This window comes from Streptomyces cadmiisoli (assembly GCF_003261055.1).
Taxonomy (GTDB): Bacteria; Actinomycetota; Actinomycetes; order Streptomycetales; family Streptomycetaceae; genus Streptomyces; species Streptomyces cadmiisoli.
Map to the genome: position 1 here is coordinate 8105960 of NZ_CP030073.1, position 25545 is coordinate 8131504.

The window sequence follows — 25545 nt, forward strand, 5'->3', positions numbered from 1 at the left end:
ACCACATGCTGTCCGCACTGTTCCGCAAACGCCCGGCCCCCGAGGCGCCGGCTCAGAACGCCGGGAGCACCACCCCTCCGGCCCCCGGCGCGCCGCCGGTCCTTCAGGCCGAGGCCGTCTCGGACGCCGCGGCCTGGGTGGGCGTCCGGCGCGACAGACTGCGCGACCTGGTCGCCGAGCACGGCGTCGTCACGGTCCAGGGGCTCGGTCTGCGCACACCGGCGGACGTCGAAGCGGTCCTGCACCAGGTGGCCGACCGACCCGTGACCGAACGGGAGGCGTTCGCCGCCCGCGACCGTCACGCCGAAGGCGTCTACTCGTCGTCGGCATGGCCGCCCAACCAGCCCATGTGCATGCACCACGAACTCAGTTACACGCTGGAGTGCCCCAGCCTGCTGCTGTTCGCGTGCCTCGAGCCGCCCACCGAGGGCGGCGCCACCGCCGTGGCCGACTCGGCCGCCGTGCTGGAGGCGCTGCCGGCCGAACTCGTCGACCGGTTCGAACGGGAGGGCTGGCTGCTCACCCGCAGTTACAACGACGAGATCGGTGCCACGCTGAGCCAGTCCTTCGGCACCGACGACCACGACGCCGTCGAGGCGTACTGCCGCGCCAACGCCATCGACTGGTCCTGGCAGCCGGACGGCTCGCTGCGGACCCGGCAGCACCGGCCCGCCGTGGTGCGGCACCCCGAGTCCGGCCGGCGCTGCTGGTTCAACCAGATCGCCTTCCTCAACGAGTGGACGATGGCCCCCGAGGTGCGGGAGTTCCTCGTCGAGGAGTACGGCCCCGACGGCCTTCCCTTCAACACCCGCTACGGCAACGGAGACCCCGTGCCCCGCGAGGTCGTCGAGCAGATCAACACCGTCTACGACGCGCACACCGTGCGTCGCCCCTGGAACTCCGGAGACCTGATGCTCGTGGACAACATCCGCACTGCTCACAGCCGCGAGGCGTACCAAGGACCGCGGGATGTGGTGGTGGCCCTGGCGGACCCGGTGCGACCGGACCGCCCCTCAGCGACGGGAAGGGCGGCGGCATGAGCGCAGTACGTCCCGCTCCCGAGCACGCGGCCCCGGCCGGGACGCCGGCCGTCCCGTCCTTCGCGGTCATCCCCGGGGACGAGGTCAAGAACGTGCTCGAAGGCCGTGAGAAGGCCGTGGTCGAGGTGGTCGAGGCGACCTACCGCCTGCACGGGGCCGGCCGTACGGTCAATCCGCCGTCCTACTTCCTGCGCTTCCCCGACCGGCCCTCCTCACGGATCATCGCCCTGCCCGCCTCACTCGGCGGCGAGAACCAGGTGGACGGCCTGAAGTGGATCTCCAGCTTCCCCGCCAACGTCGAGTCGGGCATCCCGAGGGCGTCGGCCGTGCTGATCCTCAACGACCCCGGCACGGGCTATCCCTACGCCTGTCTGGAGAGCTCGATCATCAGCGCCGTCAGGACCGCCGCGTCCGCCGCGGCGGCCGCCGACCGGCTCAGCAGCGGGCGCCCGCGCCCGACCCGCCTCGGGTTCGTCGGAGCCGGTCTGATCGCCCGGTACATCCACACGTACCTGGAGGGCACCGGCTGGTCCTTCGACGCCGTCGGTGTGCACGATCTGTCCACCGACAGCGCGGCGGGATTCCGGACCTACCTGGAGCAGTCCGGAGCCGCCGGGCGCGTCACCGTGCACGGCAGCGCGGAAGAACTGATCCGCAACAGCGACCTGATCGTCTTCGCCACCGTCGCCGACCGGCCGCACATCGACGAACCCTCGTGGTTCCGCCACAACCCGGTGGTGCTGCACGTGTCCCTGCGCGACCTCGCGCCGCAGGTGCTGCTGTCCGCCGCGAACGTCGTCGACGACGTCGACCACTGCCTCAGGGCGGCGACGTCACCGGCGCTCACGGAAGACCTCACCGGAAACCGTGACTTCCTGCTCGGCACGCTGGACGACGTGATGGCCGGCCGGGTGACCGTGCCCGCCGACCGACCCGTCGTGTTCTCACCGTTCGGCCTGGGAGTGCTCGACCTCGCGGTCGGCAAGTTCGTCTACGAGGAGGTGGCCCGTTCCGGCGAACTACGGATCATCGACAACTTCTTCCACGAACTGCGCCGGCACGGCTGAGGACGGCACAGCACCGTTCGGCCGGCGTTCCGGTCACAGACTCGGAGGCCATCGTGCCAGTCATATCCGTTCCCGAGGCCTTCAACGAGGAGGATCTGTACATCGACCTCGAGTCGATGTTCGGACGCCGCCTGTTCCTCAAGTGCGAGGGATTCAACTTCGCCGGTTCGATCAAACTGAAGGCCGCGACCGAGATGGTGGAGTCCGCCGAACGGCGCGGAGTCCTCACCCGCAACTCGATCCTGGTGGAGTCCTCGTCGGGCAATCTCGGGGTGGCCCTGAGCATGATCGCGGCAAGCAAGGGCTACCGGTTCGTCTGTGTGACGGACTCCCGCTGCAATCTTGCCACCCGACAGATGATGGAGGCGCTCGGCAGCCAGGTGCACGTCATCGCCCATGAGCACGCCGCCGGGGGCGGCCTGCTGGGAGCACGGCTGGAGTACGTGCGCAGCCTGTGTGCCGCGGACGACCGGTACGTGTGGCTGAGCCAGTACACCAACCCGGAGAACTGGAAGGCGCACTACCGCCGAACGGCTCCGGCCATCGCCCGCTTCTTCCCGAAGCTGGACGTGCTGTTCATCGGTGTCGGCACCACCGGCACCCTGATGGGGTGCGCACGCTGGTTCCGGTCCTGGCACCGGCCGGTGCGGATCGTCGCCGTGGACAGCGTCGGCTCCGCCATCTTCGGCGACCCGCCGGGCCGCCGTATGATCCCCGGCCTCGGTATGAGCGTCCGGCCGCCGCTGCTGGACGAGTCGTACGTGGACGAGGCGGTGCACGTCGAGGAGACCGACACCATCCGCACCTGCCGGCAACTGGCCAAGCGGGGCTTCCTCTTCGGCGGCTCCACCGGCACGGTGGTCAGCGGGGCGATGAGCTGGCTGGACCGGCACGACTCCCGCGGCCTCACCACGGTGGCGATCGCCCCCGACCTCGGTGAGCGCTACCTCGACACGATCTACCAGACCAACTGGGTGCAGGCACTCTACGGTGCCGATTTCCTCGCCCAGGAGGCGCCGGCGGCCCCGGGTACCACGGCCCGTGAGCCGAGCACGGTGCACGGCCGGCCCAGCTGAGGGGCGACCCGCCGGGCCGGTCCGTGCAAGGCGGGTCGGCGGCCCCGGCGGGAGCCCGGCAGATTCGTCACCGTCCGCCGCCGGAACGTCGGTTCCGGCGGCGGACCGGTGCGTCCGTACCCGGTGGTGGACGGTCGCGGTGGCCGGGCGGGCGACGCAGGTGACGACGGTCCGAGCGCGGGCCGCAGACCGTCGCGGTCGCCGGCACACCGTGAACGGTGGGCGCCGGGTGACGCGTCCAGCCGTCCTCAGGCGGCCACCGGGATCCTGGCGATCGGTTCGGTGGTCGGCTGCGGTGAGCCGCCGGCCGGCTCGACAGTGACGCAGACGGCGGTGGACTCCCCGAGCCGCCCGTCGAGGACGCGTGCCTGACGGCCGCCCGCGGCGGGCAGCAGACCGGCGGGACGGTAGCTGCCCTCGTACGCGTACCAGAGTTCGTAGACCCGGTCACGACCGAGGGCCGGCAGGCCCGAGGCGATGAACGCGGTCCGGCCCTGGGCCCGGGAGGCGATCACGCTCGCCGTCCCGCCGTGCGGCAGTGCGGAGGTGCTGATCGTGGCGTCGGCCGCGGTCACCACATCGGCCAGCGTCCCGGCCTCGGCGCGGACCTCGGCGACCTGCCGGCGTGCTGTCTCGGCCTCGGAGTACTGCCACCGGACGACTCCGCCCAGAGCGGTGGCGGCCGCCAGGCACGCGGCGAGCGCCAACCCGAGGACCCGCTGCCGCCGACGCTGCCGCGGTGCGGGGGCGGGCGGCTCCTGGCGGACGGCCGCGATCCGTTCGAGGACGACGCCGCGCAGGTCCGGGGAGGGGGGCCGGGCCTCGGCGGCGCCCATCCGGGCGGCGGTCCGTGCCATCTCCGCCGCCTCGCGCCGGCACGCCGCGCAGCCCGCCAGGTGGTTCTCGAAGGCGGCCTCCTCGCCCGGGGGCAGAGCGTGCAGGACGTAGGCGCCCACGTCGGCGTGCGGGTCGTCGGAGCCGCTCATGACGCTCTCTCCAGACACTCGCGCAGGCGATGCAGCCCCTGGCGCATGCGGGACTTGACGGTGCCGACGGGTGTGGCCAGGGAATCGGCCACCTCCGCGTACGTCAGGCCCTCGTAGTAGGCGAGGACGAGGGGCAGCCGCAGACGCGCGGCCAGCTCCGACAGACAGCGGAACACGATCCGGTAGTCCTCGCGCACCTCGACCTCCTCGGCCACCGGGTCGAAGGGCCGCTCGTGCTCCAGGGCCCAGTCGCGCAGCTCGCGGGCCCGGCTCGCCGCCACCGACCGCACGCGGTCCACCGCCCTGCGGTGGGCGAGGGTGAGCACCCAGACGCGGGCGGCGCCCCGCTCCGCCCGGGAACCGGCCGGCGGTGCGCCACACCTCCACCATGACGTCCTGCGTCACCTCCTCCGCCTGCGCCTCGTTCCTCAGCACCCGGCAGACCAGTCCCATCACCGGCGGCGCCAGCGCGTCGTACACCCCGGCGAACGCCTGCTCGTCGCCCTCGGCGGCGCGCAGGAGCAGATCGTCGACCCGGGCATCGTCCGGTGACCGAGTCCGCCGGATCGGCGCGTCGCCGTGCGCGCCCGAGTCGTCTCCACGCTCCATGGCCGCTCCTCAGCTCTGCTCGACAGTGGCCTCGGTTCGCGGGGAGCGCACCTCGTCCGGAGCCGTCCGCCTGACAGATTTCACCTTTCTGCTGGAGGCGGCCGGAGCGGGGGCGAACGAGGCCCTGTCAGTTGTTCGGAGCCGCGGCGTCCGAGGATCGGCGAACCTGCCGTACTTCGACGGATTCTGCGAGGTGAACAGGAGTTGTACACCGCACAACTTTTCGGATCCGCGGCGAGTCTTGCGGGGGTGTACGGGCCGAAGGTGATCACAGGACACCTCGGCGTCGACTCTGAGCAGGAGGAACGGGTGCCCCAGCGCGCACTTCTCATCACGGCGGCCGTCGCCGTGGCCATGGCGGCCACCGCCGCGACCGCACCCGCCGCGTGGGCGGATCTGCCGTCCGCCCCGGCCGGCGGGAACGCGTCGGGCGCCGAGCGGAACGACTTCAACGGCGACGGTGTCGCGGATGTGGCGACCGCGGCGCCGCAGGGGACGGTGAGCGGCAGGACCGGGGCCGGCTACATCGCCGTGTCCTACGGCATCAAGTCGGCAGGGCTGGACGCCGCGGCCAGGAAGGTCTACCACCAGGACTCGCCCGGAATACCGGGCGGCGCGGAAGAGGGCGACAACTTCGGCACCGCGCTGACGACCGGTGACCTCGACGGCGACGGCTACACCGACCTCGTCGCAGGTTCGCCGTACGAGGACGCCGGCACACTCCAGGAGGCCGGCAGCCTCACCGTGCTGTGGGGCGGTCCCGGCGGGCTTTCCGGGGCCACCGTCGTCAAGGGCACGGAGTACGGTCAGTACCTGGGCGAGGCGCTGACTGCGGGCGACTTCGACGGAGACGGCCGACCGGACCTGGCCACCGGTACCACCGTCGCGTACGGGCCTATCGGCCGGACCACGGGGCCGGCCCGCACGGAGACCATGGACGTCGAGGTGGGCGGCTCACCGGACGTGCTGTGGAACCGCCCCGCGCTCGCCGCGGGCGACGTGAACGGCGACGGCATCAGCGATCTGCTCGCCGTCGTCTCGCACGGCTCGGGAGAACTGCCGTACCACGGCCCTCGGCTCGTGCAGTACCTGGAGGGCAGCCGTTCCGGGCTCACCGCGGCGCGGACCCTGAAGGACGCCACCACCGGCGAGCACCTCGACGGGGGCCGGGCCGTGGCGGTGGGCGACCTCGACCGCGACGGCCACGCCGAGGTCGTGCTCGGCCGCGCCGACGACGAGGACATGCGGGGCACCGACGACGTCAACTCTCTCGGCGGCGCCGTGGAGATCGTGCCCGGCAGTGCTTCGGGGCCGGACACCCGGGCTGCGCGCCCGTTCCTCCACCAGGGCACCGCCGGTGTCCCGGGCACGCCCGAGAAGACGGACGAATTCGGCGGCAGCCTGTCCCTCGGCGATGTGAACGGCGACGGTCGGCCGGATCTCGCGGTCGGCGCGGCAGGTGAGGCCGTGGGGACGGCGGCCGACGCGGGCTCGGTCACCGTCCTGCTGGGCACCGCCTCGGGCCTGACCGGTGCGGGCGCCAGGTCCTTCACCCAGAGCACGGCTTCGGTGCCCGGGAGGGCCGAGGCTCGGGACGCCTTCGGTGCCGCTGTCCGGCTGGCGGACACGAACGGGGACGGCCGGGCGGACCTGTTCGTCGGCGGTCCGGGTGAGAACACCCGGGCCGGTGGGGTGTGGGTCCTGCCGGCCGGCGCCTCACAGGTGACCGGGACGGGCTCCGTCTCGTTCGGCCCGGGTTCCCTGGGGGCCGTGGCCGCGCAGGCGTACCTGGGCGCCGCCTTCGACGACTGACACCCGATCCGGTGCGACCGGCCGCCGACGACTGCGGGTCGGCGGCCGCTCGCACGGGTCCTTGTTCGTGGTCGCCGTCGACCGGAACGCGGCGGCGAGGAATCATGACGAACCGTCAAATCATCGGCGCTCAGCTCGTGTTCACGGATTCGCCCGAGTCCGTCACGGCCATTGACTGCCTCCCCGTCCACTGATTGGGTGGATCACCCACTGAGCCACTGGGGAGGACCGCGTGGAAGCACTGCCCCGCGAGACCATCGTCGATGTCCTGGAGAGCCGCCTGCGCGAGGACATCCTCACCGGACGCCACCCGGCCGGCAGCTACCTGCCGCCGGAGCGCACCCTCGCCGACGGTTACGGCGTCACCCGCAACACCCTCAAGCACGCCTTCGCCCGTCTGATGCAGGCGGGCCTGCTGGAGACCCGGCACGGCGTCGGCACCCGCGTGCGGGACTATCTCCGCCTGGGCGGAGCCGACCTGCTGCCCATGCTCGTCCGGCACAGCCCCGACTGGATCGGTGAGATCTTCGAAGTACGGCGGAGCATCGGCGCGTTGATCGCCGAGCGCGCCGCGACGCGGGCGACGGGCAAGCAACAGGCCGAGCTGCGAGCCCTGCTGGCCGCGGTGCGCGAGGCACCGGACGCGGATGCCGTGCAGCTCGCGGACATCGAGGTGCACCGGGCCCTGGCCCGAGCCACCGGGAACCGCGTCTACGTACTGCTGACCAACACCCTTTTCAACGCCTATCTCCCGGTGCGCGCGGCTCTCGCGGGCCCCTTCGAGGACCCGGGTGCGGCCCACGGGCGGCTGGAGCCCGTGGTGGAGGCGGTGGCCGCGGGCGACGCGGACACCGCCCGGCGGGCGGCCGAGGAGTACCTGACCGTGACCGAGCGGATCATGCTGGAGGGCCTGGCATGAGCGCGCACCCCACCCCGGACCGGAGCGCGCCGGCCGCCGCCTCGCGCCGCGGGACGGACTTCTCCGAGACGATGCTCGGCACGCTGTGGCTCGACGGCGAGGACCGCACCCGCGCCGTGCGCCTCGATCTGCGGGTGTCGGCGGACCGTGTCCTGCGACCTCTCGGTACGACCGAGGCACGCGCCACCGGCCGCGTGCGGATCCACGGCTGGGCCGACGACCAGCACGCCGAGGGCGAGTTGGAGATCGCCCCCCTCGCGCGGCGCCGCATCCGCTACCGCATCACCTTCACCGCCGAGGGCCGCCGACTGCTGCTGGACGGCTGGAAGTCCGTCACACCACGCCGTCCCGTGGCCTCGATGACCGTCCTGCCGTACACGCTGTACGAGGACGGCGAGCAGATCGGCACCGGCACCCTCCGCTTCCCCCTGGCCACGGGACTCCTCCCCTTCCTCGCCGGCTTCCGATTCCCTCGGCGCGAGGACACGGACGCGCTGCTGGCACCCCGCTGGAACGGCGAGCCGGGTCGCACCGAGGTGTGGTACACGACCGTCACCGACCCCGCCACCGGCACCGGACTGTGGCTGCACCACGAACTCACCGCGCCCACCGACGGATCAGCGCCCCGCGCACACGGCTGGGCCGCGGTGTTCCCCAAGGACGGACCCGTACGGCACGCACGCTTCGGCCCCACCGCGTGGACCGGCGGCGGAACCGGGTTCCACGCGGACGGCATCGCGGTACGGCCCGGACACCTGAGCGGCTCAGCGCAGGACGGCGCCCTGCGCTGGGAACTCACGGAACGCCCGCTGGACGAACCGCTGTACACCTTCCCCCGCTGGTCCTGGCGGCGCCCGCTGCTGCCCGCCGCCCAGATGCTCCCCGCCGCGCGGGCCGCCTACCACGGCACCTTCACCCACGACGGCACGACGCTGACGCTGACCGGCGCTCCGGGCGCCTCCGCCCGGATCTACGGCCACGGCAACGCCCGCCGCTGGGCCTGGCTGCACGCCGACCTCGGCGGCGGAGACGTGCTGGAGATCGTCGCCGCGGTCTCCATGCGGCCGGGTCTGTGCAGACTTCCCCCCTTGGTCTTCCTGCGGCTGCGCCGCGGGGGCCGCACCTGGCCGCGCCGTCCCGAACGTCCTGCGGTCGGCTGGGCGGGATGGGGCCGGTTCCGCGCCGCCGTCGACCTGCCCACCTGGACGGTCACCGGCCGTGCCGGACTGCGCCGGATCCGCGTCGAGGTCACCCAGCCCCCGGACCGCACCCTCGCCCTGGACTACTCCGACCCCGACGGCGCCCGCGCGGTCTGCCGCAACAGTGAACGCGCCGACACCCATGTGCTGCTCGAGCGGTGGTGGTTCGGCGGCTGGCGCACCGAGGCCGAATGGACACTCGACGGCACGGCGCACGCGGAGGTGGGCACACGATGAGCGTCGACGGCCTGGTGTCCGCTCTCCTCGCCGACGACGGCGGCGCCGACTGGCCCGCGCGCGTCCCGGCCAGGCTGGAGACGTTCCTCGCCGCGCTGCCGCTCCCCGCGCGGGCCGGCGTACGGGCTGCCGCACGCGGCCTCGACGCGTACGCGCTGCTCCGCACCGGACGCCGACTGACCGCGCTCAGCGTCCCCGAGCGCGAAAGGGTGCTCGGTGAACTCTGCGCCCGGCCCACGCTCCTTCAGGCGCTGGACGTGCTCAAGGTTCCCGTTCTCCTCGCCGCCGGAACCGAGCGGCTGCTCCAGGACGGACTGCCGGGACGGGAAGGGACACCGGGGCCGGAGGACCCGCCGCTCGACTGCACGCCCGCCGACGAGTGGCCCGCCCGCTCCACCGCCGACGCCGTCGTCATCGGCTCGGGCGCGGGCGGAGCGACAGCCGCCCGGACCCTGGCACGCGCCGGGCTCCACGTCGTCGTCCTGGAAGAGGGCCGGCACCACTCCACGCGCTCGTTCGGCCGACGCACCCCACTGGACCGGTTCGCGGAGCTCTACCGGGACGGCGGCGCGACCATGGCCGTGGGCAGCCCGCCGCTGCTGCTGCCGGTGGGGCGTGCCGTGGGCGGCACCACCCTGGTCAACTCCGGTACCTGCTACCGCACTCCGGACCACGTTCTCACCCGGTGGGTCCGGGACTGCGGGTTCACACTCGCCGAGGACTTCGGCCGTCACCTCGACGAGGCCGAGCGCACCCTGCGTGTCGCCCCCCAGCCTCTGGACGTCCTCGGCAACAACGGCCGTATCGCGCTGGAGGGCGCACGTGCCCTCGGCTGGCACGCGGCGCCCCTGCGCCGCAACGCGCCCGGGTGCCGCGGATCCTGCGAGTGCGTGGTCGGCTGCCCGACCGGAGCGAAACAGAGCGTGCAGCTCTCCGTGCTGCCCGACGCCTGCGCGGCGGGGGCCCGTATCGTCACCGGAGCGCGCGTGACGCGGATCCTCGTCGACGGGGACCGGCCCGGCGGGCCGCGGGCGGCGGGGGTGCGGGTACGACGGGAGGGCGGCGGTGTGTTCGAGATCCTCGCGCCCCTGGTCGTGGTCGCCGCGGGTGCCCTGCAGTCACCGCCGCTGCTGCGCCGTTCCGGTCTCGGCCGCCACCCGCGGATCGGGCGCAACCTCAGCGTCCATCCGGCCACCAGTGTCGCCGGCCGCTTCCCCGAACCGGTCACCGCCTGGCGGGGGGTGCTGCAGAGCGTGGGAGTGGAGGAGCACCACGACGAGGGGATCCTCATCGAGGCCACCGCCACTCCGCCCGGCATGGGCTCCTTCATCCTCCCCGGACTGGGTGGCGAACTGCGCCGCGAACTGGACCGTGCCGACCATCTCGCCACCCTCGGCGCGATGATCGCCGACCGGCCCTCGGGCCGGGTCCTCGGGCGGGACCGGACTCTGGTCCAGTACGACCTGGACCCCCGTGACGCGGGACGGCTGATGCGGGCGGTGCGCGCGATGGGCCGGCTGTTGTTCGCCGCAGGTGCCGAGGAGGTGCTCACCGGCATCGCCACGGCCCCCCGGGTCCGTGACGTCGAGGAACTGGACGCCGCCCTGGCCGGCACCGGCGCGCGCGGCCTTCACCTGTCCGCGTACCACCCCACCGGCACCGTTCCCGCCGGCGCCGACCCCCAGCGCCACCCCACCGACCCCACCGGGCATCTGCGCGGCGTCCACGGAGTGCTCGTGGCGGACGCCTCGGTCCTCCCCAACTGCCCCGAGGTCAACCCGCAGCTCACCATCATGGCCGCCGCCCACGCGGTGACCACCGCCCACGTCGAGCGTTGACGCCGGACGCCGGACGCCGGACGCCGGACGCCGGACGCCGGACGCCGGACGCCGGACGCCGGACGCCGGACGCCGGACGCCGGACGCCGGACGCCGGACGCCGGACGCCGGACGCCGGCTAGCGGTCGGCCGGCGTGAAGCCGCTGATGACGTACAGAGCCTCGTCGTCGATCGTGTTCTTCTCCCGGTCCAAGGAGATCCGCACCGGGTGGCCGTCGGCCGCGTACTCCGCCTCGGCGGTGTGCGCGGCGTCCCGCCGGGCCTGTTCCAGATCCTCCAACAACATGCCGATGGTGGGCACTTCAGCGAGCCCGCGCCGCACCACCTGACGGCCGCTGTCGTCGAGACCGACCGCCCGCGCCACCTCTCCGTCCCGGACCGTCACCCGGAACGTCCCGATCAGGGCACGTTCTCCCTGACTCGACACCAAGGTGTAGGTGTAGGAGGACGGCTCCTCCCAGGCGCCAGAACTCCCGGACGTGGCACCTGCCCCGCCGGACCGCGCGGCGGAACCCGTGGAAGCGGCTTCCTCGCTGCCGCAGGCGACGGTCGCGCACATCAGTGCCCCGATCAGCGCTGTGGTGCGGAGGCGGGGGCGGCTGCGGTGTACGGCGGTCATGTCGGAAGTCCCCTCCTGGCGGCTGACCCTGTGACGGCGGACCGCGGGGGAACGTTCAGTGCCGGTGCCAGCCCTGTCTGGAACGGCGCGGGTGTGCCATGCTGCCTCAGCCGGCCGGTCACCGCCGAAACAGGCTGAACCGTGGGGCTCGCGAGCACGTATACCCGAGAGAAAGTGATCACAGCCGCGCTGTCGCGGCCAGATCACGCACCAGCTGTTTTCGTAGAGCTCAGGAGCAATGGTGGACCCCTCGAAGCTGACCAGGCATCAACCCCTGGCCCTCGGCCTGTTTCGCATCGTGTTCGGACTTCTCTTCGCCAGCCAGGGCGCGGCGAGCGTGTTCGGCGTGCTGGGCCGCAAGGCCGAGGAGGTGGGGGACTGGCCCTACTGGTACGCCGGTGTGATCGAGGTGGTGTGCGGAGTGCTCATCATGGTGGGCATAGGGACGCGTTCCGCGGCCTTCCTGAGTTCGGGCGCCATGGCCTTCGCCTACTTCACCGTCCACCAGAAGGACGGACTGTTCCCGTTGCAGAACGGCGGCGAGAGCCCCGCTCTGTACTGCTGGGCCTTCCTCCTGTTGGTCTTCACCGGTCCCGGCGCCCTGTCGCTGAGCGGTCTCCTCGGTGCGCGCCGCCGGGCAGCCGCACCGGAGCCCAGCGCTTCGTCGATCTGACGTCACGGTTCCCCGTCCTCCGCGGCCCCGGCACCGAGGTGTCCGCGTCGCGGAGGAGCCCCGCCCCCGTTCGGTGGAAGCCCATGCGTGGCGTGCGGGGCCCCGGTGGCAGAAGTCGTATGTTCGGGTCGTATGAGAGACGTATCCGGAGAGAGCACGCATACGCCCACCCGCCGCTCCGCGCTCGCCGGACTCGTCGGTGGGGCCGGGGCCGTGCTGGCCGCCGGATGCTCCTGGTCGGGCGCCACCTCCGCGAGCGTGCCCACCCCCGGCTCCGCGACGCCGTCCGGCGCGGCGGGCGACCCCACCCCCGGCGTGATGACGCTGTTCGAGGACCCGGCGTTCAACTTCAACGGGCTGCTCGCGCTCGGCAGTTCCGGTGCCGGCGCGGGTGAGGTGGGCGAGGTGCTCACCGCCGTCAACGCGATCAACAAGGCGGGGCTGTCGTCACAGTCGTACGTCGAGACCTTCAGGAAGCTCGGCGACCAGCTGATGGCGGCGCCCGAGGGCAGCGCCGCCGACGACCAGACCACGCGCCTCCGGGCGCTGCGAGCCGCGCAGTACTACGGCCAGGCGCTGTTCTTCGTCCTCGGTTCCGACGACCCGGGCAGCGAGGAGCAGCTGTACAAGTCGGGTCGCGGCGCCTGGGACAAGTTCTGCGACCTGTGCGACCCGGCGCCGGTGAAGACGAACGTCCCGTACGGGAAGACGCCGCTGCCGGTCTGGTTCTTCCGGCCGGACGAGTCCGAACAGCGCCGCCCCACCGTGATCCTGACGAACGGCAGCGACGGGCAGAACGTCGACATGTGGACGTACGGCGTCCCGGCCGCCCTGAACCGCGGCTGGAACGCCCTCGTGTACGACGGGCCGGGCCAGGGGCAGTTGCTCTTCGTGGACCAGGTGACCTTCACACCCACCTGGGAGAAGGTCGTCTCCCCGCTCGTCGACTGGCTGGTCGCCCGCTCGGACGTGGACACCGAGAAGATCGCCCTGACGGGGCTGAGCATGGCGGGCGACCTGGCGCCGAGAGCCGCGGCCTTCGAGGACCGGCTCGCCGCCGTGGTCGCGATGCCCGGCTGCCTGACACCGTGGCTGGGCTTCCCTCCGGAGGTCCGGGAGATCCTCACCCCGAACAAGGAGGAGACCAACACCGTCTGGAACGAGGAGGTCGTGCCCGAGCTGTCCGCGGCCGACGCCGCGACGTTGAAGAAGCGCTTCGAGCCCTTCTCCGCGCAGGCGATGCTCGACGCCCGCGAAGGCAAGATGTTCACCGACTTCTACACACCGGCCAGGGCCGTCGAGGCGCTGGACATCACGGATGTCGTGAGCCGTATCAAGATGCCCGCGCTGGTCCTGGACTACGAGTTCGAGCAGTTCTACCCGGGCCAGGCGCGCCAGATGTTCGACAAGCTGACCTCGCCCAAGGACTACGTGAAGCTCACGGCCGCCACCGGCGCCCAGCTCCATTGCTCCCCGATGGCACCGCAGCAGCACTGCGAGGTCGTCTTCGACTGGCTGGACGAGACGCTGTCAGGTCAGTGAGCGGCAGGTGCTGCCCCGCCGGTCGGGCATCTGCACCGCCTGACGCCGATCACCACGATCCGTGACCAGCCTCCTGGTCCTGCTCGCTCACCGGAAGGGTCGTGTCACTGGAAGTACTCAAGGCGCCGGGGATCGCATTCGAGCGTGGCCCGGTCCCAGCCGCCGCGTTCGGCTGCCGCCTCGTAGGTCGTCTGGAGGAACGACAGGAGCGCGGCATCCGGTTCACGGGCGGTGCGTACGGCCTCGTACGGCAGCAGGAACTGTCCGTACTCCCCGCTGTAGAAGGCCTCGGACGGTGTGACCGGATGGTCGGCGAAGCCTTCGGGCTCCGGGTAGGCGTAGGCGTAGAAGGCGCCCTCCTCACCGCCGCCCGGCCAGAAGCCGCAGCTGCTCAGTTCGTGGGAGTAGCCCTCCACCATCACCCAGTCCCCGCAGTTGGGCGCGCCGCCCGGGTGCGGTGGGGCCGCGCGGCCGGAGAACCTCGTGCATGCCAGGTCCATGGCCCCCCAGAAGAAGTGCACGGGACTGACCTTGCCGGTGAAGCGTGCCCGGAAGACCTCCATGACACGGCGGGCCTGGAGCAGTTGGCGCCAGAACAGGCGGGCCGCGTCCGGGTCGTAGGAGGCGTGGCGATGGTCCTCGGCGAACGGGATCGCCGGTTCGACTTCGTTCGGGTGGCCCTGGATCCGCGCCTCGACGCCAACCTCGTCCAGGGCGCGCATCGTTTCGGCGTAGAACCGGGCCACCGGCTTGGGCTCCAGCGCCACCGTGCGGACACCGCCGTCGCTGGTCAGGACGCGCAACTGGTGATCGATGAAGTCGAACTCGATCTCAAAGGCTCCGGACCCGTACGGGACGGCCGAGGTGGTCAGGCCGCGTGGACCGACGTACAGGGTCACCTGCCACCAGTGGTTGAGCAGCGGTGCGTGTGCCAGCCGAACCTTGCCGACGATCTGGGTCCACATGTGCAGTGTGTCCCGGGTTTCGGCCCAGTCGGTCACCCGGAGCTTCGGCCATGCCTGGCGCGTGTGCGTTGTCTGCTGGGTCACCGTCGTGCCTTTCGGATCGGCGTCGTCGTGGCGCCTGCCGTGAAGGGTTCCTTTCAGGCTCGCCTCCCCGAGCCGGGTGGGCAACTCGAACGGGTGCACGGCCGCCGGTGCGGCCCGGGCCGTCCGAGGCGTGCCGGTGACCTGGGTGAACGCTGACCGTCCGCGCCGTCGCTTGTGGCCGGAACGAGCGGGAACCCGGTCCGAGCCGGTCGGGGCACGAAAGGGTCGGGGCCACGCGACACGGTCCTGGTGTGCCGACCGGCTCCGCACCCGTACGAGAGGAGCACGGCGATGACGGCTCCCGGCGATCTGCCCGCGCCTGAGCAAGGGCTGGTCCTGACCCATTTCCTCACTGTGCGCGACGTGGCGAGATCACGTCGCTTCTACGCGGAGGTCCTCGGCGGTGAGGTCGTACTGGAGGAGAACCCGGCCATCGTGAAGGTGGCCAACAGCTGGATCATCATGAACCCCGGCGGCGGCCCCACTCCGGACAAGCCCGGGGTGACCCTCGTGCCGCCGGAGGACGGCGACACCGTCTCCAGCTTCCTGAACGTCCGGGTCGCCGACATCGAGGCCTTCCACACCGCGGCGGTGGCCAAGGGCGCACGGTTCCTGACCGAACCGCTCGACCGGAAGGCCGAGCTGCGCTGCTACATGCGCGATCCCGACGGCTACCTCATCGAGGTCGGGCAGGCCACGGGCATGCTCCACGGCGTGTTCGCCGACCGGCCCGCCGGGGAGGACCGCTGACGTCCGACCGGCCCCACCCGTCCCCCTGCCGCTGCCGGTCCCGGCGCCGATGCGGGTCAGCGCAGCGTCGCGACGGCCGTGCGGTACAGGACTTCCTCGGCGCGGTCCCACGACCAGCCGTTCTCGGCCACGAGCGTGCGCCAGCCGGTCGGTCCGAACCAGAACCACAGCAGGTCCGCCGTCTCGTCCGGCGAGTAGGGCGGCGGTGGACTCAGGGTGTGCAAGTGCCGGGCGGTGGCGTGGAGTGCGTCCCGGTAGGCCGCGGTGGCGCGTTCCCACAGCGTCTCGGCGTTCTCGTGGACGGGGAGGGCCTTGCGGATCGCCTCGTGCACCGAGAACTGACTCTCGTTGCCCGTCCGGGTGCCACGAGCCAGCGCTTCGAGGACCGACTCCGGGGTGTGCAGGGTGAACACCTGCTCCATCGCCTGTTGGTAACCGGAGGCGATCACGCCCTGGTCGACGATCCGGTCCAGGACGTCACCCTTGCTTCCCACGCTCGCGAAGACGGTCTTCGGGGCGACGCCGGCCGCGGAGGCGATGTCCGCGACGGTCACTCGTCCGTAGCCGCGGTCGGCGAACAGTTCGGTCGCTCGCTGGAGGATCAGCTCGCGCGTGCGCGCGGCCGCCTGTTCGCGCAGGGGAGAGGCGTAGGGGCGCTTGGTGGGCATGAGGCCATCCTAGTCATCTTGATCACATGCCTACCCTAATCATTAGGTGCTGTGTAACCTCAAATCACGGCTCGACGATCACGCTCGACACAGCTGTCACCCCCGCCCGCCGGGCAGGCCGACGTCGATGTCGACGCCGACGTCGTGAAGTCGGAGAACGTACGACCGTCGTGAGAGGTATGAACGCCATGGGAATGGACGCCACGCAGCTGGCCCACGGACTCTTCCGGGTCCTCGAGACGGGTGATCCGGCGCTGGCCGTCGAGGTCGTCGGCGACGACTTCCACAACCGGGAGGCGGCCGTGTCGCCCAAGGCCTGTTCGCTTCCCGGGCCCGCGGGCGTTCTCGCCTCCGGTGCGTGGATGCGGTCCGCCTTCAGCGACCTGCGCTTCGCCGTGCTCGGAGTCGCGGGCAACGACGAGCAGATCTGGGTGCGGCTGCGTATGCAGGGTCGTCACACCGGTCCGTTCGTCCGCTTCCGGCACGGCTCTCTCGATCAAGCCGTTCCGCCCACGGGCCGCGAGATCGACTTCGAGCAGATCCATGTGCTCCACCTCCGTGACGGCAAGGTGGTCGGGCACGAGGCGGTCCGTGACGACGTGACCATGCTGGGGCAGCTCGGTGTCTTTCCTCCGGCGCCGGCCACCGGGCTGAACATGCTGGCCTGGCGAGTGACCGGACGGTCCGCCCGCGCCGCCGCCGATGTCACGGAGCGGGCGGCCGAAGCCGCCGCTCAGGTGCGCTCCCGGTAGCCCGGAGCCGGGCGCTTCGTCTCGGCGGGCGAAGCCTGCCTGGTGCGGGGTGCGTTCCCCGGTGGTCGTTCGTGCCGCCGGTCCAGGCCGTCCCGGTGCCGGCGCCGGACCGCGCCGCACCCGCTCGTACCCTTGGCTGAGGCTTTCCAGCTCAGTTTTTTCGTGAGACTCACTAGGGTATGGGCATGAAACGTACGTCGTTCGCCGACTGGCCGTGCTCGATCGCACGGACCGCCGACCTGCTGGGTGACCACTGGACGCCGCTCGTCGTGCGCGAGGCGTTCTACGGGATCCGTCGCTTCGACGAGTTCCAACAGGAACTGGGCATCGCCCGCAACACCCTGACCGACCGGCTGCGACGCCTGGTCGACGAGGGGGTGCTGGAGAAGAGGCTCTACGAGACCGAGCCGCCACGCCATGAGTACCTCCTCACGGAGAAGGGGCGCGACCTGTTCGCCGTGCTGCTGACCATGTCCCGTTGGGGGGACCGGTGGCTGGCCGGCGAGGAGGGCGTCCCGGTCGTGGTGCACCACGACGCGTGCGGCCACGACACCAGCGCCGAACTGGTCTGTTCCGTATGCCGCAAGCCCCTGGTGGCCCAGGAGACCTCGATGCGGATGGGGCCCGGCTACCCCGAGCGCCTCAGACGACGGCCGGACGTGCAGCGCCGGTTCGGAACGGCGTGAGCCCCACCGTCGCGCCTCTTGACAGGTAAGTCTCACAAAGAAACTCTGTTGGCCACATTCTCGATGGCGAGGAGGCCGAGGGACGTGGAGTGGACGGGCGCGCGTTACGCCGACAAACCCACTGTGGAGGTGCGGACCTGGATCGATGCCACGCCGGACCGCGTCTGGGCCCTGGTGAGCGACATCGCGGTGATGCCGACGATGAGCGAGGAACTCCAGTCGGTGGAATGGCTCGACGGCGCCGAAGGACCGGCCGTGGGCGCCCGGTTCCTCGGCCGCAGCAGGCACGATTCGTTCGGGGAGTGGTCGACGACCTCGCACGTGATCGAGTGCGAGCCGGGACATGTGCTCGCCTGGGCGGTGGAGGACCCCACCGACCCCTCCGCGGTCTGGCGCTTCCGGCTCCGGCCGCGGGACGGCGGGACGGAACTGTCCGAGTGGATGCAGCTCGGCCCGGGACGCTCCGGCCTGTCCTTCGCCATCGACACGATGCCGGACAAGGAGCAGAAGATCGTGTTCGTGCGACTGCGTGAGTTCGAGCGGAGCATCACCGCGACCCTGGAGCAGATCAAGCAGCGGGCGGAGGCGTGATGCGCACGGCCACCACCGTCGAGGCCTCGACCGACGGGAACTGGGCTCAGCAGGCGGACTTCGTGGTCGAGGCGGAGAAGCTGGGCCTGGACATCTGCTGGGTCGCCGAGGCCTGGGGCTCCGACGCACCCTCCGCGCTGGGCTACTACGCCGCGCTCACCGACCGGATGCTGCTGGGATCCGGCGTCATCCAACTGGGCACCCGCACGCCGACAGCCGTCGCGCAGACCGCCATCACACTGTCCAACCTCTCCGCTGGGCGCTTCCTGCTCGGCCTCGGTGCCTCGGGCCCGCAGGTGATGGAGGGACTGCACGGCGTCCCCTTCGCCCGGCCCCTGCGCCGTATGCGGGAGACCGTCGAGATCGTCCAGCGGCTGTTCGACGGCGGCAAACTCTCCTACTCCGGCGCGGAGTTCACCGTTCCGCTGCCCGGCGGTGACGCGGTTCCGATGCGGCTGTCGATGCGCTCCGAGCACCGGATCCCCGTCTACCTGGCCGCGCTGTCACCGGCCATGCTCCGCCTGACGGGCGAGATCGCCGACGGCTGGCTGGGGACGAGCTTCGTCCCGGAGGGCGCGGCGGACGCGTACTTCGCCCACCTGGACGACGGCCTGGCGCTCAGCGGCCGGTCACGGGCCGCGCTGGACGTGTGCCAAGGAGCCGAGGTCGCCTTCGCGTCCGACGAGGAGTCCCTCGGCGCGATGACCGCCCGGCGCAAGAAGGAACTGGCCTTCAGCCTCGGCGGGATGGGATCGGCCGCCACCAACTTCTACAACAACGCCTACAGCCGCCAGGGCTGGGCCGAGGTCGCCGCCGAGGTCCGCGAGCGATGGCAGAGCGGCGACCGGGACGGCGCGGCGGCGCTGGTGACGGACGAGATGGTCCTCAGTACGACGCTGATCGGCACCGAAGCCATGGTCCGCGACCGGCTCCGGGTGTGGCGCGAGGCCGGCGTCGACACCGTACGCCTCTATCCGGCGGGGGAGACCCTGGAAGCCCGGCTGAACACCCTGGCCAGGGCGATCGAACTGGTGCGGGACGGCGACGGCGCTGCCTGAGTCCGCTGATCGCCGGCTGCCGAGGGCCGGGTGAGCGACGGCCCGTGCGCTCACCCGGCCCCGATCCGAGCCGGTCACCTGCGACGGGGCGGGTCGTCGCCCTCCAGCATCTGCGCGATCCGGTCCCGGGCCTGCTCGGGCCCGACGAGGTGTTGGGGCCCCGCGAACTCCAGCCGCACCGGGGACCGGTGGCAGCGCCGGGCGTTCTTGGCCAGGACGCCGGCCGTACCGGAGATCGCCACGGGCACGACGGGGACACCGGCCGTGCGTGCCAGGTCGAAGGCTCCCGTGTGGAAGCGGCCGAGGCCGGTCCCCGTGCCACGCGTTCCTTCCGGGAAGACCACCACGATTCCCTCGGCATCGAGGAAGCCGACCGCGCTCAGGAGGTCCTCGCGACCGCCGCCGGCCCGCCGGACCGGGAACCCGCCGACCAGCCACCGGCAGAAGTACCGGCGGTGCCTGCGGGCGAACCAGTGGTCGGCCGCCGCGGCCACCCGCGGCCTGCCGCGTGCCGACAGCGCCGCCAGCAGCGCCGGAGCGTCGGCGTGCGAGCGGTGATTGGCCACCACGACGCAGGGACCGTCGGGGACGGGACCCGCCACGGTCAGTCCCCCCAGTGCCGTGACGGTGGACCGCCACAGGGCCCGCCGTACGGCCGCCACGCCGACGTGCAGACCACGGAGCACCGCGGAGGAGCCGCCGGGCCGGACGGTGCCGTGGGGGCGCAACACCCCGCCCCACAGTCCGGCTTCGCGTACGCGCGCCGCCGACTCCACCACGGCCACGCTCAGAGCCAGTACCAGCACGTCCTGCGACTGCTCCACGAACCACAGACCGAGAGGGGCCAGGGAGCCGAGCCACGAGCGGACCGCGGTGGACGCGGGACGGGCCCGTGCCGGCTCGGCGGGAGTCCCGCGACGTCCGATTCGGAACATGTTCACCTCCCACACGCACCCGTGACACCCGACCGTCTGTCCGGGCCTCGGATGGAGGACCACGAAAACACCACCGGTCGGTGGCGGGTCAGGGCGCACGAGGGGGCTCATAGCGCCACTCATGGGCCCAAAGGCCCGTGATGTGCGGCACGCTTGAGTTCCACCCACGAGGGCGGTGATCCTGTGAGCACTTCACCGGCGGCACGCGGCGACACGTCCCGGCAGGCCTCGAGCACGCCGGCTCCGAACAGCCACCTCCTGCGGTTGCTGGAGCTGTCGGGCCTGAGCCACAAGGCGTTGGCCAGGCGGGTCAACGAACTGGCCGCCCTGCGCGGTCTGTCCCGTTGCTACACCCACACCTCGGTCGCCAACTGGTGCCGCAGAGGCATGGTGCCCCGGCATCCGGCTCCACAGCTGATCGCCGAGACCTTCTCGGAACGCCTCGCCCGCCGCGTGACCGTCGTCGAGACGGGTCTCGTCGCCGCTCCGGGAGCCGGGCAGGAGCCCGGTGACGGGCTCGGCTTCCCCCGGACCAAGACCGCCGCGCTCGTCGAAGCGGCCGACTACTGGAGCCACGTGAACAGACGCGAATTCATCAGCAGCGCGCCCTTCACCGTCTCTGCCTTCTCCACCCCCTTCCTGCGCTGGCTGACACAGCCCGCGGACGGCGCCCACGCACCCGGCGACGGGCCCCGGGTCGGCGCGGAAGAGGTCGGCGAGTTGCAACGCGCCGCCGACGAAGTGCGTCGCTGGGACTCCCGCTACGGCGGCGGCAGCTGGCGTACGGCCTCGGTGCCCGCGCGTCTGTTCACGCAGACCGCCCCGCTGCTGCGCGGCTCCTACTCGGAGAAGGTCGGCGCCCAGTTGTTCGGTGCCGCCTCCCAACTGGCCAGGCTCGCCGGGTGGGTCGCGTTCGACGCGGGCAGGGACCAGGTCGCGCAGCGGCACTTCATCCAGTCCCTGCGGCTCGCGCGCGCGGCGGACGACCGTGCGCTCGGCGCCTACGTCCTGACCACCATGGCCATGCAGGCCCTGCTGCGGGGACACCCGCAAGAGGCGATCGACATGACGCAGGGCGCGTACCTGCGGGCCGGCGGTCCGCAGGCGGCCTCGGTCCGCGGTTTCGCCAAGCTCATCGAGGCCCGCGCACACGCCCGGGTGGGCGACGAGCCGTCGGCCTGCCGCGCCCTGGCGACCGCCGAGGACCTCTGCGTCAGGGGCCACGGCGCACCGGACACCCCGGAGTGGATCGACTTCTTCGGGCACGCACGGATCGTCACCGACGCGGTCGAGGTCTTCCGCGACCTGAACAAGCCGGACGTCGCGCTTCGCTGGGACAACATGGCGGCCCTGCCCGCCAACCGCTACACACGGTGCCACGGCATGCGCCTGGCCGTCGTCGGAACGACACACGCCCAGCGGGGGGAACTGGACGCCGCCCTGCATGCCGGGCGGCAGTGCCTGGACGTGCTCAGAACCGTCGAGTCCGAGCGTGCCAAGGAACACCTGCGCACCCTCGGATCCCACCTCGCCCGCTGGCGCACCGCACCGGAGGCCCGTCCCTTCCTCGCCGAACTGTCCGCCTGCGCCCGGTGAGCCTCACAGCCTCACACACGGTGGCCGGTCGCCCGACGGGAACCCTCCGCGGTGGCGGGTGCCGGAGTGCCCGACTTACAGTGAAGGAGGTGTTTCCCGCCACGTCTTTCCACGCTGATCGGCCGATTCGTCCACGCCCGGCCGGTTCCGACGGCCACGGGACAGGTGTCTCCGGGGGTGCGTGACGGCCCGCCCGTGATGACCGGGAAGGGGTTTGGCTCATGGCCCGATGCTCTCCAGGGCCGGTTCCCCAGTCGGTGTTGGCGCCGCTGACCGCTGCCGCGATCTTCCTGGTGGTGACGGTGGATCCGGGCGGCGAGCGGGTGGTGCGCGGGCTGCTCTCCGATATGACGGGGTTGCAACGGGCGGTCGGCTTCCGGGCTCCGAACGGGAAGCTGAGTTGCGTCACCGGCATCGGGCCGAAGGTGTGGGGACGCCTCTTCACCGGGCCGCGCCCCGCGGAGTTGCACCCGTTCCGTGAGCTGGTCGGGGCCCGGCACCGTGCGGTGTCGACCCCCGGCGATCTGCTCTTCCACATCCGGGCCGCCCGGCTGGACCTCTGCTTCGGGCTGGCCGCCGAGATCATGGAGCGTCTCCGCGGCAGTGTCACGGTGTTCGACGAGGTCCATGGGTTCAAGTACTTCGACGTGCGTGACCTGCTCGGCTTCGTGGACGGGACCGAGAACCCGGTGGGGCCGGTGGCGAGTGCGGCGGTCCTGATCGGCGACGAGGACCCGCAGTTCACGGGAGGCAGCTATGTGATCGTCCAGAAGTACCTCCATGACCTGCGGGCGTGGAACGCCCTTCCGGTGGAGGCGCAGGAGATGGTGATCGGACGGAGGAAGCTGTCCGACATCGAACTCGCCGACGAGATCAAGCCGCCGGACTCCCATGTGGCCCTGACCACCATCGAGGATCCGGACGGGACGAAACACGAGATCCTGCGCGACAACATGCCCTTCGGCAGCGTGGGGGAGGGCGAGTTCGGCACCTACTTCATCGGCTACGCCCGCACCCCCACGGTGACCGAGACGATGCTGGAGCGCATGTTCCTGGGCGACCCCCCGGCGTCCCACGACCGCATCCTGGACTTCTCGACCGCGGTCACGGGATCGCTGTTCCACGTGCCGACGACCGATTTCCTCGACGACCTGCCCGATCCGCCCGCCGCGGGCGTGAAGACCGACGCCGACGCCGATGCGGAAGCCGATGCCGATGCTGACGTGCCGTCGGACGCCGGAGCCGGTCCGGTGGACGTCACCCTGGGGATCGGCGACCTGAAGGCGAGCACCACCGATGAACAACCTGCATCGTGAACTGGCGCCCATCTCCGACGTCGCATGGGCCGACCTCGAGGAAGAAGCGCGACGCACGTTCAGGCGCCATGTGGCGGCCCGCCGGATCGTCGACGTCCCGGAGCCGGGCGGTCCGGAACTCGCCGCGGTGGGCACCGGCCATCTGGGCGCCGTGGACGCTCCGGCCGAGGGCGTCGTCGCGCACACGCGCCGCTCCCAGCCCGTCGTCGAGCTGCGTGTGCCCTTCACCGTGGATCGCCGGCAGGTCGACGACGTCGCGCGAGGGGCGAAGGACGCGGACTGGCAGCCCGTCAAGGACGCCGCCCGCCAGATGGCGTTCGCCGAGGACCGGGCGGTGTTCGAAGGGTACGCCGCGGCCGGCATCACGGGCCTTCGCGAAGGCTCCTCGAACCCGCCCCTGACGTTGCCGCAGGACGTGCGCGACTATCCGGACGCCGTCAGTCAGGCCGTGTCCGCGCTGCGCCTGGCCGGTGTCGGCGGCGCGTACACGCTGGCGCTCAGTGCCGAGGCGTACACGGCCGTCAGCGAAACCGCCGACCACGGATACCCGATCATCAAGCACATCGGCCCGCTGCTGGACGGCGACATCGTCTGGGCGCCCGCGATCGACGGGGCGTTCCTGCTGTCCACGCGGGGCGGAGACTTCGAACTGCGGCTGGGCCAGGACCTGTCCATCGGCTACCTGTCGCACAACGACAGCAGCGTACGGCTGTACTTCCAGGAGACGCTGACCTTCCTGGTGTACACCTCCGAGGCCGTGGTGGCACTGGCGGCGGCGGGACCGACGGCCGGCGGCGGATGAGCCCGCTCGACGCGGCGGGCCGGATACGGGCTTGTTCGGCGGGCGCGTGTCGGGGGAGACTTCTACAGCACTGTAGATCGCGGTGCGTCGGCAGGGCGACCGACGGCCGTCGTCCGCCCCGGAAGAGAGCAGACCTGATGTTCGGTATGAGCGAGTTGGCCCTGATCCTCCTCGTCGTCGTGGTGGTCCTCGGGATCAGGAAGCTGCCCGAACTCACACGCTCTGCGGGCAAAGCGGCTCGTATCCTCAAGAGCGAGAGCAAGGCGCTCAAGGAGCAGGACGCCCCCGAGGCCCGGGACAGCTCGGGGCGCGTCGTCCAGGGGAAGATCGTCGAGCGCGACGATCCTTCGGCTCGCGCCTGACGGACGTGCCCCGGTCGCCGGCCGGGACGCTGGGCCCGCACGGCGGCTCCGGCCGCAACTCGGCGACCAGGGTGGTGAGAAGATCGTCCGTGAGCGGACCCATCAGACCCTGGAAGGACCTACGAGATCATGCGCGTCATCGTGGCCCGCGGCCCGGCGGAGGCGTTCGGATGACCGGCGGCGACGCCGACCACGTCCTGCTGCACACCGCCGGACGTGCCGCCCACATCACCCTCAACCGGCCCCGAGCCATCAACGCCCTGAACCACGCCATGGTGCGCCGCATCGACGAGGCACTCACCGTCTGGGAGCGCGACCCGGCCGTGGAGACCGTCGTCCTCACCGGAGCCGGTGAGCGCGGCCTCTGCGCCGGCGGAGACATCCGCGCCATCCACGACGACGCCAGGGACGGCGACGGTACCGCCTCCGCCGCGTTCTGGCGCGACGAGTACCGCCTCAACGCCCGTATCGCCCGGTTCCCCAAGCCGTACGTGGCCGTCATGGACGGCATCGTCATGGGCGGCGGTGTGGGCGTCTCCGCGCACGGCGGCATCCGGATCGTCACCGAGCGATCCCGGATCGCCATGCCCGAGACCGGGATCGGCTTCGTACCGGATGTCGGCGGCACCCACCTGCTCACGCGGACACCCGGCGAACTGGGCACCCACCTCGCACTCACGGGCGCGCAGATCGGCGCCGGAGACGCCCTGCTGTGCGGGCTCGCCGACCACTGTGTGCCGTCGGCCGCACTCGGGGCGCTGGTCGCCGATCTGGCCGAACTTCCCGCGCGTGCGGCGGTCGCCCGTCATGTACAGGAGCAGCCGCGGGGGGAGTTGGCGGAGCACAGGGAGTGGCTCGACGCCTGCTACGCCGCCGACACCGTCGAGGAGATCGTGCGGCGCCTGCTCGCGCACGGCTCTGCGGTGGCCAAGGAGACCGCCGAGACGCTGCTCGCCAAATCGCCCACCGCGCTGAAGGTGACGCTGGCCGCTCTCCGCGGCGCCCGGCGACTGGGTTCCCTGGAGCGGGTCCTGGAACAGGAGTACCGCATCTCCTGCGCCGCGCTGACCAGCCCCGATCTGGTGGAAGGCATCCGCGCCCAGGTCATCGACAAGGACCGCAGCCCGCGCTGGTCGCCGGCTTCTCTGAGCGAGGTCACCGACGCCGACGTCGCGCGCTTCTTCACCCCGCTCGGCGAGCGTGAACTGGCTCTCGCGGACCGCGTCACCGTCGCGGAGACGGCCCGGTGAACAGGCCGTGGGCCCTGTCCGGCGCCGACGCCTTCGTAGCGTGTCCGGCGGCGGATTCGTCCGGCTGAGGGGACGCCCGACGACTCGGGTACGCCGCTCCACACGGTTGTGTG

General features: G+C 71.8%; 24 protein-coding genes and 1 pseudogene. 19 read left to right on the top strand and 6 right to left on the bottom strand.

The genetic code is table 11. From position 1 onward, the window contains the following. Nucleotides 1–5: 5 nt before the first annotated feature. From DN051_RS35710 to sbnA, 3 genes are read left to right on the top strand one after another with little or no spacing between them, the layout of a single operon-like run. Entirely contained in the window at nt 6–1040 is a 1035-nt protein-coding gene (locus DN051_RS35710; RefSeq protein ID WP_053762416.1) for a TauD/TfdA family dioxygenase, read from the top strand. After that, nucleotides 1037–2107 (top strand): 2,3-diaminopropionate biosynthesis protein SbnB, encoded by a 1071-nt coding sequence (sbnB, locus tag DN051_RS35715; RefSeq protein WP_112440783.1) that lies wholly within the window; start codon nt 1037–1039, stop codon nt 2105–2107. Before DN051_RS35710 ends, sbnB begins: the two co-directional genes overlap by 4 nt. Before the next feature lie 53 nt (nt 2108–2160). Continuing rightward, nucleotides 2161–3183, top strand: a complete 1023-nt coding sequence (gene sbnA, locus DN051_RS35720; protein ID WP_053762414.1) for a 2,3-diaminopropionate biosynthesis protein SbnA — start codon at nt 2161–2163, stop codon at nt 3181–3183. A gap of 248 nt (nt 3184–3431) precedes the next feature. Here the strand turns inward: sbnA and DN051_RS35725 are convergent, their stop codons facing one another. Next, complete coding sequence (locus DN051_RS35725; protein ID WP_112440785.1) at nt 3432–4169, bottom strand: anti-sigma factor; 738 nt, start codon at nt 4167–4169, stop codon at nt 3432–3434. Beyond that, nucleotides 4166–4778, bottom strand: a pseudogene (gene sigK / locus DN051_RS35730) (ECF RNA polymerase sigma factor SigK). The gene DN051_RS35725 and the pseudogene sigK overlap by 4 nt, the downstream one beginning before the upstream one ends. A 264-nt stretch (nt 4779–5042) precedes the next feature. Between sigK and DN051_RS35735 the strand changes: the two are divergent. The 4 genes from DN051_RS35735 to DN051_RS35750 all read left to right on the top strand — a co-directional run bounded on the left by DN051_RS35735 (nt 5043) and on the right by DN051_RS35750 (nt 10783). Further along, entirely contained in the window at nt 5043–6590 is a 1548-nt protein-coding gene (locus tag DN051_RS35735; RefSeq protein WP_162625032.1) for an FG-GAP-like repeat-containing protein, read from the top strand. Between the two features lie 232 nt (nt 6591–6822). Further along, nucleotides 6823–7509: a FadR/GntR family transcriptional regulator gene (locus DN051_RS35740; protein WP_112440789.1), complete on the top strand. Its 687-nt coding sequence runs from the start codon at nt 6823–6825 to the stop codon at nt 7507–7509. Beyond that, the gene (locus DN051_RS35745) at nt 7506–8945 is read left to right on the top strand and encodes a hypothetical protein (RefSeq protein ID WP_112440791.1); all 1440 of its coding nucleotides are present in this window, start codon (nt 7506–7508) and stop codon (nt 8943–8945) included. The genes DN051_RS35740 and DN051_RS35745 overlap by 4 nt, the downstream gene beginning before the upstream one ends. After that, nucleotides 8942–10783 carry a GMC family oxidoreductase gene (locus DN051_RS35750; RefSeq protein WP_112440793.1) on the top strand — a complete coding sequence of 614 codons (1842 nt, stop codon included), beginning with the start codon at nt 8942–8944 and terminating at the stop codon, nt 10781–10783. Before DN051_RS35745 ends, DN051_RS35750 begins: the two co-directional genes overlap by 4 nt. Before the next feature lie 118 nt (nt 10784–10901). Here DN051_RS35750 and DN051_RS35760 read toward each other — a convergent pair whose 3' ends face one another. Beyond that, a complete protein-coding gene (locus tag DN051_RS35760; RefSeq protein WP_112440795.1) occupies nt 10902–11402 on the bottom strand; it encodes a DUF6174 domain-containing protein in 501 nt (166 codons plus the stop codon). Nucleotides 11403–11640: 238 nt separating this feature from the next. Here DN051_RS35760 and DN051_RS35765 point away from each other — a divergent pair, with 238 nt between their 5' ends. After that, entirely contained in the window at nt 11641–12075 is a 435-nt protein-coding gene (locus DN051_RS35765; protein WP_053762406.1) for a DoxX family protein, read from the top strand. A 132-nt stretch (nt 12076–12207) separates the two neighbouring features. Beyond that, nucleotides 12208–13617, top strand: coding sequence for an alpha/beta hydrolase family protein (locus DN051_RS35770; protein ID WP_112440797.1), 1410 nt, complete (start codon nt 12208–12210; stop codon nt 13615–13617). Between the two features lie 104 nt (nt 13618–13721). Here the strand turns inward: DN051_RS35770 and DN051_RS35775 are convergent, their stop codons facing one another. Continuing rightward, nucleotides 13722–14582: a DUF5996 family protein gene (locus DN051_RS35775; RefSeq protein WP_246041158.1), complete on the bottom strand. Its 861-nt coding sequence runs from the start codon at nt 14580–14582 to the stop codon at nt 13722–13724. A 375-nt stretch (nt 14583–14957) separates the two neighbouring features. Between DN051_RS35775 and DN051_RS35780 the strand changes: the two genes are divergently transcribed. Beyond that, the gene (locus DN051_RS35780) at nt 14958–15416 is read left to right on the top strand and encodes a VOC family protein (protein WP_053762404.1); all 459 of its coding nucleotides are present in this window, start codon (nt 14958–14960) and stop codon (nt 15414–15416) included. A 56-nt stretch (nt 15417–15472) separates the two neighbouring features. Here the strand turns inward: DN051_RS35780 and DN051_RS35785 are convergent, their stop codons facing one another. Beyond that, nucleotides 15473–16084 (bottom strand): TetR/AcrR family transcriptional regulator, encoded by a 612-nt coding sequence (locus DN051_RS35785; RefSeq protein WP_112440799.1) that lies wholly within the window; start codon nt 16082–16084, stop codon nt 15473–15475. Nucleotides 16085–16263: 179 nt separating this feature from the next. Here DN051_RS35785 and DN051_RS35790 point away from each other — a divergent pair, with 179 nt between their 5' ends. The 4 genes from DN051_RS35790 to DN051_RS35805 all read left to right on the top strand — a co-directional run bounded on the left by DN051_RS35790 (nt 16264) and on the right by DN051_RS35805 (nt 19171). Next, the gene (locus tag DN051_RS35790) at nt 16264–16836 is read left to right on the top strand and encodes an ester cyclase (protein WP_234389028.1); all 573 of its coding nucleotides are present in this window, start codon (nt 16264–16266) and stop codon (nt 16834–16836) included. Between the two features lie 185 nt (nt 16837–17021). Continuing rightward, nucleotides 17022–17522, top strand: a complete 501-nt coding sequence (locus DN051_RS35795) for a winged helix-turn-helix transcriptional regulator (RefSeq protein WP_112442659.1) — start codon at nt 17022–17024, stop codon at nt 17520–17522. A gap of 84 nt (nt 17523–17606) precedes the next feature. After that, complete coding sequence (locus DN051_RS35800) at nt 17607–18113, top strand: SRPBCC family protein (protein WP_112440801.1); 507 nt, start codon at nt 17607–17609, stop codon at nt 18111–18113. Beyond that, entirely contained in the window at nt 18113–19171 is a 1059-nt protein-coding gene (locus DN051_RS35805; protein WP_112440803.1) for an LLM class flavin-dependent oxidoreductase, read from the top strand. The genes DN051_RS35800 and DN051_RS35805 overlap by 1 nt, the downstream gene beginning before the upstream one ends. A gap of 74 nt (nt 19172–19245) precedes the next feature. Here the strand turns inward: DN051_RS35805 and DN051_RS35810 are convergent, their stop codons facing one another. After that, nucleotides 19246–20106 (bottom strand): lysophospholipid acyltransferase family protein, encoded by an 861-nt coding sequence (locus tag DN051_RS35810; protein WP_162625033.1) that lies wholly within the window; start codon nt 20104–20106, stop codon nt 19246–19248. A gap of 183 nt (nt 20107–20289) precedes the next feature. Here DN051_RS35810 and DN051_RS35815 point away from each other — a divergent pair, with 183 nt between their 5' ends. The 5 genes from DN051_RS35815 (at nt 20290) to DN051_RS35835 (ending at nt 25432) form a co-directional block, all read left to right on the top strand. Then, nucleotides 20290–21702 (top strand): NsdA family TPR-like regulatory protein, encoded by a 1413-nt coding sequence (locus tag DN051_RS35815; protein WP_246040704.1) that lies wholly within the window; start codon nt 20290–20292, stop codon nt 21700–21702. A gap of 221 nt (nt 21703–21923) precedes the next feature. After that, nucleotides 21924–23018, top strand: a complete 1095-nt coding sequence (locus tag DN051_RS35820) for a Dyp-type peroxidase (RefSeq protein ID WP_112440807.1) — start codon at nt 21924–21926, stop codon at nt 23016–23018. Next, on the top strand, nt 22999–23820 hold the full coding sequence (locus tag DN051_RS35825) for a family 1 encapsulin nanocompartment shell protein (protein WP_112440809.1): 822 nt from the start codon (nt 22999–23001) through the stop codon (nt 23818–23820). Before DN051_RS35820 ends, DN051_RS35825 begins: the two co-directional genes overlap by 20 nt. 146 nt (nt 23821–23966) lie before the next feature. Continuing rightward, nucleotides 23967–24182, top strand: a complete 216-nt coding sequence (locus DN051_RS35830) for a twin-arginine translocase TatA/TatE family subunit (protein ID WP_234388577.1) — start codon at nt 23967–23969, stop codon at nt 24180–24182. Between the two features lie 170 nt (nt 24183–24352). Further along, nucleotides 24353–25432: an enoyl-CoA hydratase/isomerase family protein gene (locus DN051_RS35835; protein WP_112440811.1), complete on the top strand. Its 1080-nt coding sequence runs from the start codon at nt 24353–24355 to the stop codon at nt 25430–25432. Nucleotides 25433–25545: the final 113 nt, after the last annotated feature.

Excerpts from the sequence above, each read along its gene's own strand:
- DN051_RS35710 (WP_053762416.1), top strand. The coding sequence starts at position 6 with ATGCTGTCCGCACTGTTCCGCAAACGCCCGGCCCCCGAGGCGCCGGCT.
- sbnB (WP_112440783.1), top strand. The coding sequence starts at position 1,037 with ATGAGCGCAGTACGTCCCGCTCCCGAGCACGCGGCCCCGGCCGGGACG.
- DN051_RS35725 (WP_112440785.1), bottom strand. The coding sequence starts at position 4,169 with ATGAGCGGCTCCGACGACCCGCACGCCGACGTGGGCGCCTACGTCCTG.
- DN051_RS35745 (WP_112440791.1), top strand. The coding sequence starts at position 7,506 with ATGAGCGCGCACCCCACCCCGGACCGGAGCGCGCCGGCCGCCGCCTCG.
- DN051_RS35750 (WP_112440793.1), top strand. The coding sequence starts at position 8,942 with ATGAGCGTCGACGGCCTGGTGTCCGCTCTCCTCGCCGACGACGGCGGC.
- DN051_RS35760 (WP_112440795.1), bottom strand. The coding sequence starts at position 11,402 with ATGACCGCCGTACACCGCAGCCGCCCCCGCCTCCGCACCACAGCGCTG.
- DN051_RS35765 (WP_053762406.1), top strand. The coding sequence starts at position 11,641 with ATGGTGGACCCCTCGAAGCTGACCAGGCATCAACCCCTGGCCCTCGGC.
- DN051_RS35770 (WP_112440797.1), top strand. The coding sequence starts at position 12,208 with ATGAGAGACGTATCCGGAGAGAGCACGCATACGCCCACCCGCCGCTCC.
- DN051_RS35775 (WP_246041158.1), bottom strand. The coding sequence starts at position 14,582 with ATGTGGACCCAGATCGTCGGCAAGGTTCGGCTGGCACACGCACCGCTG.
- DN051_RS35780 (WP_053762404.1), top strand. The coding sequence starts at position 14,958 with ATGACGGCTCCCGGCGATCTGCCCGCGCCTGAGCAAGGGCTGGTCCTG.
- DN051_RS35785 (WP_112440799.1), bottom strand. The coding sequence starts at position 16,084 with ATGCCCACCAAGCGCCCCTACGCCTCTCCCCTGCGCGAACAGGCGGCC.
- DN051_RS35790 (WP_234389028.1), top strand. The coding sequence starts at position 16,264 with ATGAACGCCATGGGAATGGACGCCACGCAGCTGGCCCACGGACTCTTC.
- DN051_RS35795 (WP_112442659.1), top strand. The coding sequence starts at position 17,022 with ATGAAACGTACGTCGTTCGCCGACTGGCCGTGCTCGATCGCACGGACC.
- DN051_RS35805 (WP_112440803.1), top strand. The coding sequence starts at position 18,113 with ATGCGCACGGCCACCACCGTCGAGGCCTCGACCGACGGGAACTGGGCT.
- DN051_RS35810 (WP_162625033.1), bottom strand. The coding sequence starts at position 20,106 with ATGTTCCGAATCGGACGTCGCGGGACTCCCGCCGAGCCGGCACGGGCC.
- DN051_RS35820 (WP_112440807.1), top strand. The coding sequence starts at position 21,924 with ATGGCCCGATGCTCTCCAGGGCCGGTTCCCCAGTCGGTGTTGGCGCCG.
- DN051_RS35825 (WP_112440809.1), top strand. The coding sequence starts at position 22,999 with ATGAACAACCTGCATCGTGAACTGGCGCCCATCTCCGACGTCGCATGG.
- DN051_RS35830 (WP_234388577.1), top strand. The coding sequence starts at position 23,967 with ATGAGCGAGTTGGCCCTGATCCTCCTCGTCGTCGTGGTGGTCCTCGGG.
- DN051_RS35835 (WP_112440811.1), top strand. The coding sequence starts at position 24,353 with ATGACCGGCGGCGACGCCGACCACGTCCTGCTGCACACCGCCGGACGT.